The sequence below is a fragment of the Shewanella sp. Arc9-LZ genome, from assembly GCF_010092445.1.
Classification (GTDB): domain Bacteria; phylum Pseudomonadota; class Gammaproteobacteria; order Enterobacterales; family Shewanellaceae; genus Shewanella.
In genome coordinates, this window is the sequence record NZ_CP048031.1 from 3,116,808 (window position 1) to 3,136,598 (window position 19,791).

The 19,791-nt window shown below is 40.8% G+C and carries 18 protein-coding genes; 3 read left to right on the plus strand and 15 right to left on the minus strand.

Annotated elements, in window-relative coordinates:
• Positions 1-5 precede the first annotated feature (5 nt).
• Positions 6-650, minus strand: coding sequence for an MBL fold metallo-hydrolase (locus GUY17_RS13355; RefSeq protein ID WP_162023426.1), 645 nt, complete (start codon positions 648-650; stop codon positions 6-8).
• A gap of 276 nt (positions 651-926) precedes the next feature.
• Between GUY17_RS13355 and GUY17_RS13360 the strand changes: the two genes are divergently transcribed.
• Positions 927-2,216 carry an alpha/beta fold hydrolase gene (locus GUY17_RS13360; protein WP_101086737.1) on the plus strand — a complete coding sequence of 430 codons (1,290 nt, stop codon included), beginning with the start codon at positions 927-929 and terminating at the stop codon, positions 2,214-2,216.
• Between the two features lie 113 nt (positions 2,217-2,329).
• Here the strand turns inward: GUY17_RS13360 and GUY17_RS13365 are convergent, their stop codons facing one another.
• From GUY17_RS13365 to GUY17_RS13385, 5 genes are all read right to left on the minus strand, one after another.
• Positions 2,330-2,986, minus strand: coding sequence for a nitroreductase family protein (locus GUY17_RS13365; RefSeq protein WP_162023427.1), 657 nt, complete (start codon positions 2,984-2,986; stop codon positions 2,330-2,332).
• Positions 2,987-3,279: 293 nt separating this feature from the next.
• Positions 3,280-3,825 (minus strand): thioredoxin family protein, encoded by a 546-nt coding sequence (locus GUY17_RS13370; protein ID WP_162023428.1) that lies wholly within the window; start codon positions 3,823-3,825, stop codon positions 3,280-3,282.
• 222 nt (positions 3,826-4,047) lie between these two features.
• Positions 4,048-5,517, minus strand: coding sequence for an ATP-binding cassette domain-containing protein (locus GUY17_RS13375; protein ID WP_162023429.1), 1,470 nt, complete (start codon positions 5,515-5,517; stop codon positions 4,048-4,050).
• Positions 5,518-5,675: 158 nt separating this feature from the next.
• Positions 5,676-5,966, minus strand: coding sequence for a putative quinol monooxygenase (locus GUY17_RS13380; protein ID WP_162023430.1), 291 nt, complete (start codon positions 5,964-5,966; stop codon positions 5,676-5,678).
• Between the two features lie 79 nt (positions 5,967-6,045).
• Entirely contained in the window at positions 6,046-7,071 is a 1,026-nt protein-coding gene (locus tag GUY17_RS13385) for a zinc-binding alcohol dehydrogenase family protein (protein WP_162023431.1), read from the minus strand.
• 122 nt (positions 7,072-7,193) lie between these two features.
• Between GUY17_RS13385 and GUY17_RS13390 the strand changes: the two genes are divergently transcribed.
• The gene (locus GUY17_RS13390) at positions 7,194-8,129 is read left to right on the plus strand and encodes a LysR family transcriptional regulator (protein ID WP_162023432.1); all 936 of its coding nucleotides are present in this window, start codon (positions 7,194-7,196) and stop codon (positions 8,127-8,129) included.
• Between the two features lie 112 nt (positions 8,130-8,241).
• Here the strand turns inward: GUY17_RS13390 and GUY17_RS13395 are convergent, their stop codons facing one another.
• The 4 genes from GUY17_RS13395 to GUY17_RS13410 all read right to left on the minus strand — a co-directional run bounded on the left by GUY17_RS13395 (position 8,242) and on the right by GUY17_RS13410 (position 12,450).
• The gene (locus GUY17_RS13395; RefSeq protein WP_162021953.1) at positions 8,242-8,481 is read right to left on the minus strand and encodes a hypothetical protein; all 240 of its coding nucleotides are present in this window, start codon (positions 8,479-8,481) and stop codon (positions 8,242-8,244) included.
• A gap of 9 nt (positions 8,482-8,490) precedes the next feature.
• Complete coding sequence (gene msrA, locus GUY17_RS13400; RefSeq protein ID WP_162023433.1) at positions 8,491-9,084, minus strand: peptide-methionine (S)-S-oxide reductase MsrA; 594 nt, start codon at positions 9,082-9,084, stop codon at positions 8,491-8,493.
• Positions 9,085-9,251: 167 nt separating this feature from the next.
• Positions 9,252-10,400, minus strand: a complete 1,149-nt coding sequence (locus GUY17_RS13405) for a hypothetical protein (RefSeq protein ID WP_162023434.1) — start codon at positions 10,398-10,400, stop codon at positions 9,252-9,254.
• An 85-nt stretch (positions 10,401-10,485) separates the two neighbouring features.
• Positions 10,486-12,450 (minus strand): DNA topoisomerase III, encoded by a 1,965-nt coding sequence (locus tag GUY17_RS13410; RefSeq protein WP_162023435.1) that lies wholly within the window; start codon positions 12,448-12,450, stop codon positions 10,486-10,488.
• A 171-nt stretch (positions 12,451-12,621) separates the two neighbouring features.
• On the opposite strand from GUY17_RS13410, the gene GUY17_RS13415 reads away from it, so the two are divergent.
• Positions 12,622-13,329, plus strand: a complete 708-nt coding sequence (locus GUY17_RS13415; protein WP_162023436.1) for a tRNA (adenine(22)-N(1))-methyltransferase TrmK — start codon at positions 12,622-12,624, stop codon at positions 13,327-13,329.
• Between the two features lie 150 nt (positions 13,330-13,479).
• Here the strand turns inward: GUY17_RS13415 and GUY17_RS13420 are convergent, their stop codons facing one another.
• The 5 genes from GUY17_RS13420 to GUY17_RS13440 all read right to left on the minus strand — a co-directional run bounded on the left by GUY17_RS13420 (position 13,480) and on the right by GUY17_RS13440 (position 19,623).
• A complete protein-coding gene (locus GUY17_RS13420; protein WP_162023437.1) occupies positions 13,480-13,899 on the minus strand; it encodes a copper resistance protein CopC in 420 nt (139 codons plus the stop codon).
• A gap of 97 nt (positions 13,900-13,996) precedes the next feature.
• Positions 13,997-14,302, minus strand: a complete 306-nt coding sequence (locus GUY17_RS13425) for a DUF3240 family protein (RefSeq protein ID WP_101086726.1) — start codon at positions 14,300-14,302, stop codon at positions 13,997-13,999.
• The gene (locus tag GUY17_RS13430) at positions 14,299-17,352 is read right to left on the minus strand and encodes an efflux RND transporter permease subunit (RefSeq protein ID WP_162023438.1); all 3,054 of its coding nucleotides are present in this window, start codon (positions 17,350-17,352) and stop codon (positions 14,299-14,301) included. Before GUY17_RS13430 ends, GUY17_RS13425 begins: the two co-directional genes overlap by 4 nt.
• Position 17,353: 1 nt before the next feature.
• Complete coding sequence (locus tag GUY17_RS13435; protein WP_162023439.1) at positions 17,354-18,385, minus strand: membrane fusion-like protein; 1,032 nt, start codon at positions 18,383-18,385, stop codon at positions 17,354-17,356.
• Positions 18,382-19,623 (minus strand): metal transporter, encoded by a 1,242-nt coding sequence (locus GUY17_RS13440; protein ID WP_162023440.1) that lies wholly within the window; start codon positions 19,621-19,623, stop codon positions 18,382-18,384. The genes GUY17_RS13435 and GUY17_RS13440 overlap by 4 nt, the downstream gene beginning before the upstream one ends.
• Positions 19,624-19,791 lie beyond the last annotated feature (168 nt).

A 19,791-nucleotide genomic window follows, 5' to 3' on the forward strand; every position in this document is an offset into this window, starting at 1 on the left:
AATTGTTAATCAAATAACTGATCGGCAACAAAAGGGTTATGTTGTCGCTCATCAGCGAACGTCGACATAGGCCCATGACCGGGAATAAAACTGACATTGAGCCCTAATGGCCATAATTTGGTGGTAATGGAGTGAAGTAAATCTTGATGATTAGATTGCGGAAAATCAGTTCGACCAATTGAGCCTCTAAAAAGCACATCGCCAACCCAAGCTAAATCAGCCATTTTATCATAAAAAACAATGTGTCCGGGTGTATGCCCTGGACAATGCAACACCTGTAAATGTTGTTCTCCTACACTCACTTCATCACCTTCATTAAGGTACTGATTCGGCTCAAAAGCTTCAGCGCGTGGAAAACCAAAGTTTTGACTTTGTTTAACTAAGTTTTCTAACCAAAATTTATCCGCTATGTGCGGACCAATAATCGGCACCGCTAATTTTTTGGCTAATTCAGCTGCACCACCGACATGATCAATATGACCATGGGTTAATAATATTTTTTCAACACTTAACCCTAACTTAGCCACCTCAGCTAAAATTCGGTCAATATTGCCACCAGGATCAACAACCGCAGCCTTTAAGGTCTTTTCGCACCATATAACACTACAATTTTGCTGAAAAGGCGTTACGGGGATGATTTGATACTTCATCGACAACCTCGTTCTTTATGATCATTCGGTTAATTATCAGTTAATTTTACCTAGGCAGATTTGATCTAGATACCTATTTAATGTGATTTCCATCGAGTTACCGATTGTTAATCGTTAAGAAGGCTAATAAAATAGTACCATTCGCGCCTAAATAAGCGCCCAAACACCGTATGAATCAAACCATATAGATGCGCCTCTAACACCAAAAAATAGCACCGGTACATCAGAGTTTGAAAAAAATTGCTGCCCCATTAATCAACACTGAATAGGCATTATATGCACACAGAACTCACCTTAGCAGACATTGTTGCTCGTAAGCACTTTTTCTCTGTGCCGTTAGACTATCAACAAAGTCCAAGTAAACAGATTACAGTTTTCGCTCGGGAAATTGTCAGCGTTGAGAACCAACATAAAAAGTTGCCTTATTTAGTATTTTTTCAAGGTGGGCCAGGATTTGGTGCCGTCAGACCGATCAGCAATAACGGTTGGATAAAACGTGCGTTAACTGAATATAGAGTATTATTACTCGATCAACGAGGCACCGGACTATCAAGCCCGGTTAATGCCACCAGCTTAAGCTACATGAGTTCAACAGACCAAGCGGACTACCTAAGCTTTTTCCGTGCAGACAATATTGTTCGAGATGCGGAGTATATTCGCGCAAAATTATCGCCAGACCAACCTTGGAGTATTTTAGGCCAAAGTTTTGGTGGGTTTTGTGTATTGCATTATTTGTCTGCTGCGCCAGAAGGCCTAAAAGAGGCATACATTACTGGTGGTATTCCTTCACTAGACCGCCCTGCCGAAGAGGTTTATCAAGCCACTTATCAACGTGTCATCGCTAAAAACAATGACTTCTTCAAGCGCTTTAGTGATGCACGCACCTTAGTCGATGACTTAGCAAAATACCTTTACGAAAACAAAGTCTACTTAGCCACTGGCGAGCAACTCACGGTCGAAATGTTGCAGTTGTTAGGCATTAATATCGGTATGGAACAAGGCCCTGAAGCGGTTTACTATCTGCTTGAACAAGCCTTAATTGAAACGCCGCATGGTATCGACATTAATCCACTGTTTTTACATCAGTTCAGTCAATTTCTCGACTATAACACCAACCCTATTTTTGCATTAATGCATGAGTCTATTTATTGTCAGCAACAAGCATCAACTTGGGCCGCACACAGAGTACGAGCACAATACAGCCAATTTAACTATCGTCCTGACAAACCATTATTGTTCACTGGCGAAATGGTCTATCCGTGGATGTTTGCCCAATTTGAACAACTCATTCCACTGCAACAAGCAGCTGAACTTATCGCAGCGAAAAAAGACTGGCCTGCGTTATATGACCTAGAGAAACTGGCTAATAATAAAGTCCCGGTTGCAGCCGCGATATACAGCGAAGATATGTTTGTCGAAATGCAATACAGTTTAGAAACCACAAAAAAAGTGGCGAACCTTAAGTATTGGCTCACATCAGAATATGAGCACAATGGTATTCGTATGGACGGCGAACGCGTACTCGATAAATTGATCAGCCTCAATCGTGGCCACTGTTTGCGCTAGTGACTCAATACTGGTCAACGTGTTCAGCTTCAGTAACTTAAAAAAGGGGGCATGAGATTACTCTTATGCCCCCTTTTTCATTAATATCAGTCGCGTAAATAGCGACGGATCAATTATAAAACCTGTAATACTTGCTCAATGTTTAAACGAGATTTTGGTAACTTGGCGTTGTAGTCTTCATCTGAATGATGATAACCAAATGCTAATGCAACTTCACACACATAACCGTCCAACTCTTTAGCAAATATTTGGCCTAGCATTTCACTATCAACACCTTCCATTGGCGTAGAGTCGATACCAAGACGCGCTAGCGTATGCATAGTGTTACCTAATGCTAAATAGGTTTGTGACATAGTCCAAGCCGCATTGTTACCCGCTTCATCAGTGTTTAAGTCAACAAATGCGTATCCACCAAATGCAGCTTCGCGATCTTCAGGCTTAGTACGGCCATCAATAATGCCTTGATCTACCACTTTGGCATAATCTTCACGGGTATACTTAGGGTTATATGCAAACAATATAGTATGTGAGGCCGTTTTAGCATGCGGTTGATTAAACTGAAACTTATTAGCATAAGAGTCATGTAAACGTTGCTTGGCCTCGTCACTTTCAATCACGATAAACTTCCATGGTTGAGAGTTAATTGATGACGGCGATAACACCATAGCATCATAAATCACGGCTAAATCTTCTTTAGGCACGCGTTGAGTCGCATCATAGCGTTTGGCAGTGTAACGTTTTTCTAAATCAGCAATAATGGCATTGGTCATGTGATATCTCGATTTTAACAATCATTAAAAGGACTGGCAGTTAACGACATTGATTAATGCTGTTGATTAATATCATCGAGTAACTAACCTTGTTAGTCACAACCATTGGTCGTAAATAACATCTAAAACTCAAACTAAACTCAAACTAAACTCAAAAAAAAAAATACAAATTAACAATAAATACAATTAGTTAACAACACAGTTAACTTAAAAATTTCTTTGCATTATTATTGTGCTTAAAAACAATTTTTCAAGGTTTATAGCTCATTAAATTTATAGCTAACTAAAATGGCTTATCGCCATTTAATAGAGCAACCCATGCTGGCTGTTTGTTGTTTAGGCCCTTTGCCTATTGCAGCAATCATTTGCATGGCTTGTAATAGTTCAGGTTCTCTGTTCGGCGCATCTTGCAAACGCGCATCATCTAACCTGCCACGATATTGCAATTCACCGAAATGATTAAAACCAAAAAAGTCAGGAGTGCACACTGCACCATATTGCTTAGCCACTTGCTGATCTTCGTCCACTAAATAAGCAAATTCAAAACCATGTTGCTTGGCAAAACACAGCATATTTTGTGGCGAGTCGGCCTCAACATCATGATAATCATTAGACATAACCGCTAACACATTGATGCCTTCAGCCATTAATTGCTTTGTATCCGCAGCTAAACGCGTCGCAACGGCTTTAACATAAGGACAATGATTACAAATAAACATAATTAATAAGCCCTTTTCTCCTAAGTGCTCACTCATGGTAAAAGCATTACCATTGGCATCTTTCAAGGTGAAATCTGGGGCTTTCCAGCCATAATCGCAAATGGGTGTATCAAGTAGCATCAGTTTCCTTAAGCGTGTCGCTGTATGTCTATAGCCCTATTACAGCTCAATTCACTCAATATTCAAGGCTATCGGCGTTAATGTGGTTATGATATACAAAAGTTTAATCGCCATATACAGCATAATAATTGAAACATTATCAATTATTATTAGAAAATAAACTCACAAACAAAAATAGCCAACCTAAGTTAGCTATTTAGAGACTCTTTAAACACGATGGAATTACCCCTGAGAAACCACCGCCCGATAACCATCTTGGTTTTCATCTTGCACAAACTCAATATAATGCTGAATACTGTCTAGGCTATCTTCTTGATAATGCGAGACATACAACAATTGACTTAAGTGTTCTTTGGCAATGAGTTCAAGGGCATTTTTAATCAGTCGGCGTCCCAAATAATCCAAACCTTGATAAGGCTCATCGAGGATCAATAAGGTGGGTTGTTTCACTATGGCGCGAGCAATGAGTAATAAGCGTTGTTGACCATATTCTAATTGTCGAAAAGCGGTTTTACTTAAATGGCCCATGTGTAAAATGGCCAACCATTCTGTAGCGACAGATATTTGTTGTGCCGTCGGTTTTTGGTACAAACCAATAGAATCATAAAAGCCAGAAACAATCACATCCAGTGCACTGCAATTAACCCGGTATTGAAGATGTAATGCCGAAGACACCATACCGATGTGTTTTTTAATTTCCCAAATACTTTCGCCAGAACCTCTTTTGTTACCAAAAATATCAATGTCATTACTGTAACATTGTGGATGGTCACCAAAAATAAGCCCAAGCAAAGTACTCTTACCACAGCCATTAGGCCCTTTGACCTGCCAATGCACGCCATTATCAATACGCCAGTTCACACCCGAGAAAATCACTTTATCGCTGTAAGCCACTCGTCCATTGTTTAACTGAAAAACCGGGTTAGCAAATAATGGCTTGTGTCTGTGTCGACGAATAAGCGCTAACATATCATCGCTTTGTTGACCCGCTTGCGCCGTTAACTGGGCAATTACAGGATGGTTGTCCCACTGTGATTTGGTCATCATAGTGTCTAATTTACCATGACTAAACATAGCAACATGTTCAATCCAATCTGGCATATCTTCTTCACGCGACACCACGACCAGTATTTGTTTGGTTTGAGATAATTGTTGTAAATATTCTGTCAGGGTCTGTCTGTGCGCAACATCAAGGCCTGCATAAGGCTCGTCGAGCACTAAAAAAGGCACTTGGGTTGCTACTGCACGGGCAAGCATTACTCTGCGCCCTTCACCGGTAGACAATTGAGCAAAAGGACTTAAGCTTAAATGCGTTAAATCTAATTGCTGCAGCAATTGATGGGTTAAGTCATTGTCATTGCATTGATTAAAAACAACCCCAAACACGGTCGTTTTAGGATCGGTATATCCCAGTGACTCACTGTCATCTTGCTCTAAAATAGCTTCAAGCAGTGATTGTTGCTCAAGCAATGACACTAATGCCACACAAGCTGGCGTGACACCGGTAATATCGCCACTATACGTTAAGGTTTGTGCATCAACTTGCTGGGTTAATAACTGACCAAGTAATGCACCGACATCACCTTCGGTGCTAAATACCCCCCAAGATTGTTGTGATTCAATCACCCAATCATCAATATCGACTGTGACACTCGATGAACAACACTGCAACTGCGTAAATCTGATTTCCATCTTGCCACTTATCCTAATATTTAACCTGAACTAGGTTTAATCAAGTCGATTTATCACTTGAGTGTCTCATAAGAGACTAAAAAAAATCGACAAAAAAGCAGAACATTTTATGTTCTGCTTTTGGATGTCATTCAATTGAATCGCCAACTTGAATAAAACTAGTCGATAACGGTCATTTCATTCAACGTAAATTCATCAACAGCGCCTTGAGTTGCAGCCACAAAATCGGCTAAATGCTGATTTTCCATATGCACACGCCATAATTCACGGGTCTGCCAAGTCTCATAAAACATAAAGTGAGCAGAGTTATCATTGTCTCGGTGTAATTCATAGCTAATACACCCTTGTTCAGCGCGTGTAACGTCAATCAGCTTCAGTAACTCAGTTTTCACCAATTCAATTTTGTCCGCTTTGGCTTTAATATTGGCTACAATCGTTAAATGTGACATGTTGATTCCTGTTCGATAATATAAGTGTTCGATAATATAAGTATTTAACATTACTCAATAATATAATTTAAGGTCTTAATTAAAACCCTTCTAACACAATTTTACCAATCGCACGGCCAGCTTCTAACGCCTCATGTGCAGCACGAAGATTTGCAGCATTTATTGCGCCCATGTGCTGGCCTAACGTAGTTTGAATAAAACCTTGGTCGACAAGATCCGCTACTCGGTTAAGTAAACGTCCCTGCTCATCCATATCGACTGCGTTAAACATCGAACGAGCAAACATAAACTCCCAATGTAATGACAAACTCTTTAGCTTTAATTTAGTCACATCAAGCGCAACTGGATCGTCAATCATCGCAATCTTACCAAACGGTGCTAATAACTCTGTGTAACTGTCAAAATAAGTATCGGTGCTGTTTAGGCTCGCAACATGAGTAACAGGGCCAATGTTTAATGCCGCTATTTGCGCAACAAGCGGTTTAGTGTGGTCGACAACATAGTCCGCACCCAATTTCTTAACCCACTCACTTGAGCTGGCACGTGATGCGGTACCAATAATGGTTGCACCCGTAATGGCTTTAGCCAATTGTACAAATATAGAACCCACACCACCCGCTGCGCCAACAACCAAAATCACTTCGTTTGATTTCTCTACAGCGCCAGGGCTTTGCTGCTTAATCGATAAATGTTCAAACAACAATTCCCATGCTGTTATCGCCGTTAAAGGTAGTGCAGCAGCTTCTGCATTCGATAAACTCTTAGGCTTCATGCCCACTAAGCGTTCATCTACTAACTGATATTCAGCGTTACTTCCTGTGCGAGTAATATCACCAGCATAGTACACCACATCACCCGGTTTAAATTGACTTGCCTTATCACCCGTTGCAATGACTTCGCCAACCGCGTCCCAACCAATCACTTTTACTTCACCGTCTGCCGGTGGCATGTTTAAGCGCACTTTATAATCGGCAGGGTTAACGGCGATGGCATTAACTTTAATCAATAAATCACGGCCTGTTGCAATGGGTTGATCCAATGTCACATCGATTAATGATTCTGGGTTCGAAATTTCAAGAGACTGTTTATATCCAATAGCTTTCATAAGATTGTTCCTGTGATATATAAAATAAGGTTGCTCAAACTTGATGAAGCCATATTAGCGCTTGTTTTATCTCCCATAAACAGCATAATAATTGAAACATTATCAATTAAAAATGGATAATCATGTTATTAGAAGACCTTTATGTGGTGCTTAAAGTCGCAGAGTTTCGCAGCATCACTGCAGCGGCAACCAATCTAGACATGCGCACCGCCACCGCCAGTGCAGCACTAAAGCGAGTAGAAGCTAACTTAGGCGTAGAGTTATTTATTCGCACCACCCGGCAACTTCGTTTATCGAGCGCTGGCGAAAAGTATATACCGCAGTGTGAGCAAGCCATGTTAATGCTGGAGCAAGCAAAGCAAAACATGAAAGGTGAGCTGGACATTATTGATGGTGACTTACGCTTAGCCATATCATCGGATCTGGGGCGTAATATTGTAATCCCTTGGCTTGATGAATTTATGGATACTCATTCAAAAGTGAGTTTGAGAGTCAGCATTAGTGATGCCAACGTTGACTTTTATCGCGACGCTGTCGATTTAGCTTTACGTTATGGTTCACCTAATGATGCTAATTTATACGGCTTTAAAATTTGTAATGTGCCAAGGCTAATTTGTGCATCACAAACTTACCTTGATAAATTTGGCACCCCAACACATCCACAAGAATTGGCAGAACATAATGCCCTGCTATATCAATTACAAAACTTAACTCACGACATCTGGGAGTTCACCAAAGCTGACAACAGTATTAAAGTAAAAGTATCCGGTGACCGGGTTGCCAATGATGCAGACTTAGTTAGACGTTGGTGCGTTAATGGCAAAGGAATATCAGCTAAGTCATGCTTAGACATGTCACATGACTTACTGACCAATAACCTAGTGAGGATAATGGCGGACTATCCCGTTAAATCCACTGAACTCTGGTTGGTATTTCCTAGCAGACAATCTATTACACCCGCAGCGCGATTACTGCGTGACATGCTTAAAGACAAAACTCGCAGTATTTTGTTGCAACTAATAGAGAAAGGAATACTCGATAAAAGCGTGTTGGATTGATAAGACTAACTATGACATCTTATTCATTATTATTCCGATAACCTTATTCAATTCTGGCCTACGGCATTAACGTTTTAACGTTCGCTAACTCCAGCGTTGGAAAAGCAAAAGACTATCGCGTAACAACGTGCCAGATGACATAAAACCAAGATAAAAAACCATGAAAAATCGCCCATAAAACAGACTTGTTTACACTCCATGAAATAGCGATAGATAACGCTGTTCCAAAGGTTATGCCGTATTTCGCTATTTCATTCCTTGAATCTTTCATTAATTCTATTCCTTGTTTTATTTGATTCAGTATAAAATCATAATTCAATTGAATAGTGATAATACAAGTAGCTGCGGCCATAAATTAAGCCTAATGTGTTGCTTTATCGCCCCAAATTTCATTTAATCTTTTGTCTCTGCCGCAGTTCCAGCGGTAAGCATTGTATCTAATAGGGTTGTTTTTATAGTAATCCTGATGATAACTTTCATCACCTTTTATAGGATAAAATGTAGACGCATTTAAAATTGGCGTGACCACTTTATTATTCGGAAACTGCTTTTCTACTTTGTATTTAGACTGTTGGGCAATTTGTCGCTCGGTGTCGTTTGCCACAAAAATAGCACTTAAATAGCTAGAACCTTTATCGCAAAACTGTCCGCTTGCATCAAAAGGATCAATGTTGACCCAGTAATGTTCTAACAGCTCTGTGTAGCTCACTTTGCTAGGATCGTATGTTATTTCAACCGCTTCATAATGACCACGGTGGTTACCATTATAGGTAGGGTCTTTGATGTTTCCGCCAGTAAATCCTGAGACCACATCGGTTACGCCATCAAGCTTTTCAAAATCTGATTCCATACACCAAAAACATCCACCAGCTAAAATGGTTTTATCTGCTGTGGCATTAGATGCATAAGACAATAAACTTGCTGCAAATATCGTTAACACTAGTGTGCTTTTCATAACACCCTCCTGAATTTTTTATTGATAAGGTTATCTATCATAACGCTACAATATGAACTTAATGGGGTAAAGGTTCACTATGACATTGATTAAAAATTGACAGCCAAAGCCATCAAATAACATCAGCTAGCCCATTAACCGACACTAGACCCATATGTGTTATCCGCTTAACTGTCGTGCCAAAGGGTATTATCGCAATACTGCTTGATGAGAGCTTGGATATCTTCAACTTCTGTTTCAGAGAAGTTTTTTAATATCGTGTTGTTACCATTGCCAGCTTTCTGAATGAACACTTCATAATAAAAAACACCCTCAGTATTTTTTCTACCCTCGATAGAAAATGAATTTTCACTAATGATGAAATTGTCTTCTAGGGAAAATAGCACACTATAAAAACTAGAGTGAGAATGGAATTTAGCGCGCTGCAAACTGTCTTTCATTGGCTCAATAATTTTCAAAATTTCCGGATTAATAGAAAGCAATTCCCTACTGAGTGCCTTAGAAAAACTGATGCAATCTTGACTTGTTTTACCTAAAGATTGTTTCAAAAACACGGAGTCACCAGTAAGTGCCAAGCGATAAGGTGTTTCTCCCTTTTTATTCTGTAGATGAACATTAACAGGTGTTGACTCTGTGAACATTTCAAACATCCCGTCTATACGTGGATTGGGCGGGTAAGGAGTCCCTGCGGGTAATTTCGCTTTTAGTATTGCAGTCGCAATGGTTTCGCCTTCAGAAGTATAACTATTGTATGCATCTGGTGCGGTATGATCCCAATTAATATGCTCAATAAGCCCGCCTTTAACCAAAAACGCGACAATATCATCGGCACTACTCATTCCCATATAATGCTTATTAATTGTATTAGCGACTTTTTTAGGTAAATAAACCACAGCCGTCATTTGATCACTGGTAGGAAGAGTCAGGTACTTACTTTGCAATTCTTTTTGAATAAAATTATTTAGCTTGTCATAAAAACTATCTGTAACCCAGCTAGACCCATCTTGGAGAATGCTAAACTTCTTCTTTTTATCTTTATATTCAAACTGTAACGTGACGGTTGTGTCCATACTCCCACTGACAGAAATATTAGTTGGCTTAAATTCGCCAAGTGTCACATCGACATGTTGCATAAATACGTATTTATATGATTCGATTCCATCAATACACTCTGGATCATAATGAAGAAAACGTTCTGGCGTGATACTTTCGAAAATTTGAAATAAGTCATTGCTCGACTCAAGATCACATAATTCAGTTTCAACGTTAATATTATGCTTCTTAAGCAAGTTTTTTATTCTTGTTAAAAGATCCATTTTATTATTTCCATCAAATATATGGGTAAATCAGGTGTAACCCCTTTAACTGAGGAAAACCTCCAAGCTCTACATTACCTTACCACTATTTCACTTTTGCTTTAGTCTTCTTTTTATACGTTTTTTTAAAACTGCGCTTTGGCGCGCTACTGGCAACACCTTGTAATGCTGAGGGTAATTGACTCGATGCTTGAGTGATAAGACCATCTAATTGGCTCAACAATGGCTGCATAAAAGCATCATACTTTAAACGTTTTTGGCTGATAGCATCGAGGCTGTTTTCCCATAAAGCAGTCATGTCGGGTGTGGTGGCCGAATCGGGTAAACTGCGTATTAAGCCAACTCCCACAGGCGTCGCTTTAATGGCTTTACCCTGGCGAACCAAATATCCGCGTTTAAACAATAATTCAATAATGCCGGCCCGGGTGGCCTCTGTGCCTAAGCCATCGGTTTCTTTAAGGATTTTTTTAATCTCGCTGTTTGTCACATAACGGCTAATGCCGGTCATTGCACCTAATAAAGTGGCATCGGTAAAATGCTTCGGCGCTTGGGTCATTTTCTGTAGTAATTCACCACGCTGACAATGCAAAATTTGACCTTTAACCAGTGGAGGCAAAGACTGTACCGCGTCTTCATTGTCGTCGTCACTGCTAGTTGAATTAGAACTAGCTTGATTTGCAGTGGCAGAACGTTTAAACAGTTGTTTCCAGCCTAAGGTTTTATCTTGACGTGCTTTAGTGGTAAATAAGCCACCAGCAATGGTCACTTCAACTGCGGTTTCTGCATAGATATAAGCGGGATAGAACTGGGCTAAATATTGCCTTGCCACGTGTTGATATAACTTAGCTTCGTTACTTGATAATGCCGATAAATTAGCGACCTTTTCAGTTGGCACAATCGCATGGTGAGCATCTACTTTAGTGTCATCCCACGCTTTAGATTTAAGTTTGCTATTAGGAGACTCACAACCCTCAATTAAGCCTGAAGCGCCTTTGAGCACGGCGTCCAATACTTTTGTTGCCAAAGCATGCTGTTCTTTAGGTAAATAGCGACTGTCTGAGCGCGGATAAGTAATCAATTTGTGGCGCTCATACAAACTTTGGCAAGTATCCAGTACCTCTTTCGCTGACAGACCAAAACGTTTAGCTGCATCTATTTGCAGTGCCGATAAGCTGTAAGGTAATGGTGGGTTTTGGCGCTTATCTTTAGCTTCAATTTTAGTGACTTCCGCTGGTTTTCCATTGATACGGGCAACGACATTTTCGGCTAAGCCTTTAGCTAATACTCGGCCGTCTTCATCCATATATGGCTGACATGCTTCGCTAGGTTGCCATTTGGCAGTAAATGCTTGTTGTTGGTCAGTGAGTAAATGCGCTAAGACTTCATAAAAAGCTTTAGGTTTGAAATCGGCAATCTCATCATCACGACGAACGACGAGCCCCAGCAAAGGTGTTTGTACTCGACCAACCGACAACACGCCTTGATAGCCGACTTTACGGCCTTGAATCGTGTAGGCTCGGGTCATGTTCATGCCATATAGCCAATCAGCACGGCTGCGGGCCAATGCAGAGGTCGATAATGGAATAAACTCTCGGTTACTGCGTAATTGCCCTAAAGCACGTTTTACCGCTTGTGGGTTTAAGTCACTGATTAACAAGCGCTGAACTTGACTCAGCTTGTCTCCTTTTACACCCAGATAAGAAATCACTTCATCGACCAGCAACTGCCCTTCACGGTCTGGATCGCCAGCATTAATGATCGATGATGCTTGCTTGACCAATTTTCGTAACACCGTAAGTTGGCTGCGCGTTTTAGGTTTAGGTTGTAGCTTCCACGTTTGCGGCACGATGGGAAGGTGTTCGAGTTTCCACGACTTAAATGCATCGTCATAGGCATCGGGTTCGGCTTGCTCTAATAAATGGCCAATACACCATGAGACGCAATCACCATTAGCAGCAGTGATAAAGCCATCACCTTTTTTATGTGGTTTTGGCAGAACATCGGCAATAGCACGACCTAGACTGGGTTTTTCAGCAATATATAAAATCATAATCCACTGGTGGGTCGCTAATATTCAATGAAATGAACCGCGCCACTTAACTGTATAAATTTACAGTATAGATTAGCGTTAAATACGCCAAGCTGCAAATATGAAATAATTAACCACTTAGTCACTTAAATCATTACAATGCGCAAGTTCACTTCCAAACTTGATAAATAGATGAAACTCGGCCACCGCTTAGCACATATCAACATGATGATCCCCAATGGTTACACTCATATTTGGGATTGCTGTTGCGACCATGGATTACTCGGCGCCGCGTTGCTAGACAGACATGCTGCTATAATCCATTTTGTCGACATTGTGCCAGCATTGATGCAGCAGTTAACCGCCAAGCTCGAACGTTTTTACCCACAGCAAAACCCACCAAAATGGCAAGTACATTGTGTTGATGTGTCAGCGATCCCTTTGGATCAAGATGAGCATACACCCTTAGTGATTGTTGCCGGAGTGGGTGGAGATTTGATGATCGAGTTTGTTAGGTCACTTTGCCAGCAATATTCGAACCGAAAAATCGATTTTATCTTGTGTCCAGTTCATCATCAATATGAGTTACGCCAACAACTTATCAAGCTTAATTGTGAATTAATTGACGAAAAACTGATTGAAGAAAACCGTCGTTTCTACGAAATCCTTTATATCAGACGTGATCCCAAACTCCCCACGAATGTTGCTAATGATTCGCTTACAGACATGGACCCTATAGGCAGTGTAATTTGGCAAGCGAGTGATGCTGTACAGCAAGACATTGCTATGCGTTATTTAGCTAAAACGATTGCGCACTACAGTCGCATCAATCAATCTCGTTCAGGAAACACCTCTCAAGCACTAAAAGAGTATCAACAGGTAAACATCGCTTTAAAATAATGCCTAAAACGCTTCAATTGGCAGTCCATTTCTTGGTATATAAAGTATCAAGGACGCTATGCCGCAAATGACAAGGACGGACTTCGTCCTGCAATAAAGAGCTGGATTCCCGATCAGCTGCATCTCAGGAATGACGTAATTGCAGTATGACTACCCATGTAGTTTTCTATGTAAAATATCGTACTTTGGTTTTTTAGTAGAAGGCCGTGGATAGGTGTCATCATTTAAGGTTAACGTTGCTTCACCAAGGCTTATTGGGCCACCATTAAGCTGACTTTTCCATCTAACAAGATACTTAGCTGGAGGTAACTTAGGAAGATTAAAATAAAAAATAGTCCCAGGATCTTTTGGCACTTGAACATCTAAGTTAAGTAAATAACCATCATTATTTCTAATGACTATTGAATGCAAAGTCACACTACTTTCAAACGTTACCTTCAAAGATCGCGTAGGCTCGATAGTAAACTCAATCGTCACATCGCTATTCTTCGCAGAAAGCTCACTAGCATATATATTATTTGGTACCAGCAAAGCGAAAAAGATCATGGTTAGGCAACGATAAACTCTCATTTCAATATCCTTTCTTATAACTAAATTTAATGAGTTGACCGCATGGTCCAAACACAGCAACTATTTCCTTTATCGACTTAGTACTTTTCTTTTGCGGCTAGCACAAAGTGCCTGTATGAATAATGGGTGTAATCCAATATCGACACGGATTATGTTTACAAACCGCAGACAAGGCACCTAATAACGCATCTTGATGATCCACAGGATGCATAATTTCAAACTTACAAAATTCCCTGTAGCCTTCAACTTGCTCTTTGATATTAAAATGGCTGTGTTCGCGGCTAAAACCGCAAATATTACCTAGGCTAAAACCAGATAAAAACTCAAGCTCAATCAAGGTATCAACGATGTCGTCCTTAATATCATTTTGGGCGATCAGCACTAACAATTGCTCCGTGATCATTGACGTTTCTCCAGCCAGTAATAAAGGATTGGTAACAAATAAAGGGTTGTAATGGTTGATGTCAGCAAACCGCCAATAACAACAATGGCCAATGGCTTTTGGATTTCAGCACCAGGGCCCGATGCAAACACCAATGGCATCAAGCCAAACATGGCTGTCGTGGCGGTCATCAAAATAGGCCGTAAACGTCTTGCTGCACCTTGTTCGACTCGCGCCAATAAACTGCTAAAGACATGTTTGGTCTGCTCGTAATAACTCACCATCACCACACCGTTAAGTACCGCGACGCCGAGTAATGCAATAAAACCAACCGAAGCAGGCACAGATAAATACTCGCCCGAAACATACAAGCTCACGATCCCGCCCATCATAGCAAAGGGGACGTTAGCCAAAATCAAGCCCGCTTTAGCAAGCGAACCAAAAGTGGTAAACAAAATGAGAGTAATAAGCGCAATGGCGACGGGAATAACCAGTAATAAGTTATTAGTGGCACGTTGTTGATTTTCAAACTCGCCACCAAAACTGACACTGTAACCGCTAGGTAACTTAACCTCAGCGTCAATTTTCGCGTTGAGTTCTTCAACAAAACTGACTATGTCTCGGCCTTGCACGTTAGTCGTAATCACCGAAAAACGATCACCTTGTTCGCGTTCAATTAAAATAGGGCCTTCTTTGTAGGTTAATTTAGCGATATCGGTAAGACGTTTTAATGAATGATCAGGCATCACCAACAATTGATTCTGCAGCTCATTAATACTACTCAACCCGCCTTGATTATTGGCGATCAATACTGGGGTACGCTTTTTACCTTGCAGCACTTCGGTCACAACAACACCTTCAAGTTGGCTTTTTAAATACCGCGAAAACTCCATGGTGCTCATGCCAAAGCCACGTGCCAGCTCATTATCTAGGGTTAAGTTAATAAATGGACTGCCCTCAATCATGGCCATTTTTACATCGATACTGCCACTGGTGTCACTGACAAGCTGCTCAATTTGGGCCGTTAATTGCCCAAGTGTATCAATATCGGTACCAAAGACTTTGATGGCCACATCACCAATACTGCCAGTAAGCATTTCAGAGACGCGCATCTGAATAGGTTGAGTAAAATTAAAATTTACTCCAGGAAAATTAAGCAGTTCAGTGCGAATAGCATCAATCAGTTGCGTCTTGTCAGCAAAGCGCCACTCGTCTCGCGGTGCGAGTTCCAAAAATACATCGGTTTCATTTAGCCCCATAGGATCTAAACCAATTTCATCAGAACCGGTCCGCGCAACCATTTGTTTAATTTCTGGCACCTTATCAAGCAAGGTAATTTGAATTTGCTTGTCGATAGCAATCGACGCTTCAAGCGAAATAGAAGGTGATTTTTCTAGCTGTAAAATAATATCGCCTTCATCCAATGTCGGCATAAAGGTTTTACCCACAAGACTAAATAGCCCTAAACTCACCACTAACAGCGTAAACGACACGATGATAAACGGCTTTTTATAGGTAAACGTCTTTTTTAAACTGCTCAAATAAGCCGCTTTTAGTTTCTCTATCGCTTTAGGCTCTTGTGCAGACTTTTCGTTAACCAGATAAGATGCAATGACTGGAATAACCGTAAGCGACAACACCAATGCCGATAACATGGCAAAGACAATCGTGACAGCCACGGGCGTAAATAATTTGCCCTCTAAGCCGGTTAATGTCAGTAAGGGAGAAAATACAATCATCACAATGACAGTGCCAGATACAACTGGAATAGCCACCTCTTTAGTCGCACGATAAATAAGGTGTAAACGCGGCAAACGTTGCTTAGTCGCAATAAGATTGACCATGTTCTCAACCACTACCACAGATGAATCAACCAACATACCAATCGCGATGACTAAGCCACCTAGACTCATTAAATTTGCTGACAGATTAAATAAATCCATCATCAAAAACGTCATTAATGCCGCAAGAGGCAAAGACAATGACACAACTAAAGCGGCCCTGACATTACCTAAAAACAGCGCTAGTAATACAATCACTAACAACACGGCTTCAAATAACGCACTTGAAATGGTATCAATCGCGGTATTAATTAAATTAGCACGATCATAAAAAACGTTAAGCTCGCTGCCTTCGGGCAACGAAGTATTAATTTGCGCTAACTTTGCTTTAATATTGGTGACTACTTGGGCAGTATTGGCATCTTTAAGTGCAATAATTAAGGCTTCAGCCGCCTCTTCACCGTCTTTTGATACCGCGCCATAGCGTGCTAAATGGCCAATCTGTACGTCAGCTAAATCTATCAAGCGATAAACTTGCGCATCATCCGCCTTAATCACTAACTGTTTTAGTTCATCAATATCATCAACTCGCCCTTCTGAACGCACAATAATGGTATCAGTACCAATGGTTAATTTACCGGCACCTTCATTATGATTATTGTCAGTAATCGCCTGTTGCAAATCTGCAAAACTGACGCCAGCGGCAGCCATGGCTGAAGGATTAGGACTAATGCTAAAACTTTTGGCATAGCCGCCTAAAATATTCACATCAGCCACACCAGCAACGGTACGCAGCAAGGGTCTGACTTCCCATTCCAGCAATTGCCGACGTTCCATTAACGATAAGTTAGGGTTTTCAAGTGTAAACATAAAGATTTCACTTAACGGCGTACTCATCGGTGCCACACCACCAGAGACACCTTCAGGAAAACTGTCCCATACCGCCGCTAGTCGCTCGCTGACCTGCTGCCTAGCCCAATAGATATCAGTTCCTTCAGTAAAATCTAAGGTAATATCACTAATGGCATACTTAGTAGTGGAGCGTAAAATGGCTTGATTTGGGATCCCTAAAAGCTCTGTTTCAACCGGTACAGTAATTTGCGCTTCAATTTCTTCAGGCGTCATGCCCGGCGCTTTTAAAATAATCTTCACTTGCGTAGGCGAAATATCAGGAAAGGCATCAAGAGGAATATTAAACCAGGCACGAGTACCCGCTAACATTAAAATCAACGCTACGATCAGCACAAACAAGCGCTGAGTTAGCGAAAAACGAATCACAGAAGCGAGCATATTATTCGCCTCCTAAACCAAGCAGTATACCTTTCACTGCCGCGACAGATTGAGACAAGACTTTAATTTGACTCAAATCTTGATCACTCGCGACAATATAATCATCTGCAGTAGAGCCTAATACATCGATACTCAATGAAGACAATGTTTGGTCTTTTTGGGTAAAAATCTGGCTATCTTGTTGCCAAGTGAACACACTAATTTTAGGCACCAAATACACGGCTTTTTGATATTCAGGTATCACAGTAATTTGTTGCCCTAAGAGTAAATTGCACGTTTGTGGTACAGGGGTAGACCAAGCTGTTAAAAATACCCCATCAGCAATTGCAGACACTTCATCAATGGCAATATGACATTGATTAATGTTCACCGCAGATAACGAGGTTGACTGACTCATAGGCACACTGACTTTCACCCGAATACTATCGGTAGGAATAAGCGAGAATAATTGCACCCCAGCACTGTAGGGGCTATTTAGATAATTAAGATTAACAATGCCCGCCACAGGAGCCATGACCACCAGCGATTCAGTATCTGCATCAATGCTTTGCACCATCTCCATAAAGTGCTGCATGTGTTCGTATTCAAGGTGAGCACTAAAGTAATCTTGGCTGATCTCGCGCCACTTATCAGAGCCAATGCTGCCATTTTTTAATAAAGGCAAATTACGGTCATAACGCTGTTTAGCAAGATCGTATAGGCTTTTGGCCGCCTCTATTTGAGCTAAAAAATGAAACACTTCCGGTCCAGTTAATCTGACAATGGCTTGGTCTTTGGTGACAACTTGCCCCTGTCCCACTAAAAACGTGACTTGCTGAATATTTTCAGGCGTCATAACCCAATAATCGTTACCGGGTAAACGGGCTATTTGTGCAGGAAGAGGACTACCTTCATAACTGGCCACTTTTTTAGGCGACATATAACTCACGTCTAAGTGACCTAACTCGCTAAGAGATATGGTTTCAGCACGAACAAACGCCGATGATAAACCAATTGTGATACATAAAAGGCTGGTGCCAAATTTGGCCATCATAATGAAATCCCTAAAGCTTGCAGTTGCTGAGAATGAAGTTGTTGCTGGGCCACTTGGTTAAGTGCTAAACGCGATTCGGTATCTAATGCATCCATGTAACGGCGTAACCAAATTTCATAACCCATTTGGTTTTGGTCTTTTACCTTGGCCAAATCTTCAGTGATGGTGCGACTCAGTGATACCCCTCGTTGTAACAAGGCCTGCTGTTTTCTGAGATTATGCTGCTGTAATAACAGCTTTTGTGATTGATTTTTGAGTTCCAGATACAGTCTTTCGCTATTGATGCGTTGATCTTGATAATCTTTCTGCCAAACCGACAGCTCACGTTGAGATAAAGTAGAGCCAAAACCGAGTGGAATACTGATCCCAACACCTAAATGCTGGTCGTTAGAGAGATCACCAGCCGTTTCCTTTGCGGTTAATGACACAGTCCACGGATCTTGTTCACCCGCTTGCTGGCTTGTCATCATGACGTCTTGAAACTGTTGTTGCAGCGACTGTAATTGCCACAAAGGATGCTGCATCAATACCACATCAGCACCATGAATAGATTGCACGTCTAATTCAGCCATATTATGGCCACTTTCTTCTATATTTTCGGGGATCTCACTCAAACCAGTGAGTGATTGAAATAATGCCATTGCTTCATCTTGTTGCTGTTTTAGTTCAATCTGCGCTAAATCAATATCCACGCGTTCACGATCTAATAGCAATAAATTGACTTTAGGAAACTCACCCGCTGCAGACAGTTGTTTTTGCTGCACATGTAACTGTTCTAATAGCGATGCTTTACGTTGCAGTTGATTAGACTTAACTAAAGCGATGCGGAAATCCCACATACTTTGCCTAAGCAAACCAGATAAATATAATTTTTGAAGTGCCACCTGCTGCTCAAGCAGAGAGCTTGTTAACCGTTTTAATTTGTTATCGCTTTGGTGCAAACTAAAAGATTTAATGGGTAAGTTAAGTGATACTTCTTGTTCATAAATGTTACTATTATCAAGATCGCCTAGGTAACTTAAACTAATGCTCGGTAAGCCCGTCAACCAAGTCGAACTGCTCAATTGTACTGAGCGGTTATCGTTGAGTGGCATGGCATTAAAGGTGGTCTTGTTTAATCGCGTTTGACTTAACTGCAACAGTGGTGACAGGTCATTGCTTGTAGCGCCATAGCTATAAGAGCTAATCGCTAACGCAATAATAAGACATATTTTGATACTAAACTTCACGGCAGACATATGTGATTTCACTAACCCAAAAGATATAGTTAGACTATTATCTTTAGGTAGAGAACACATGGGGAGTATGTATCATAAATGTCGCTATGGTACATATGTACCATAATGTAAACTCATGATTTTAATGCGTAATCACTTACCCTTTTTAGTTTTATTTACGTAACACAC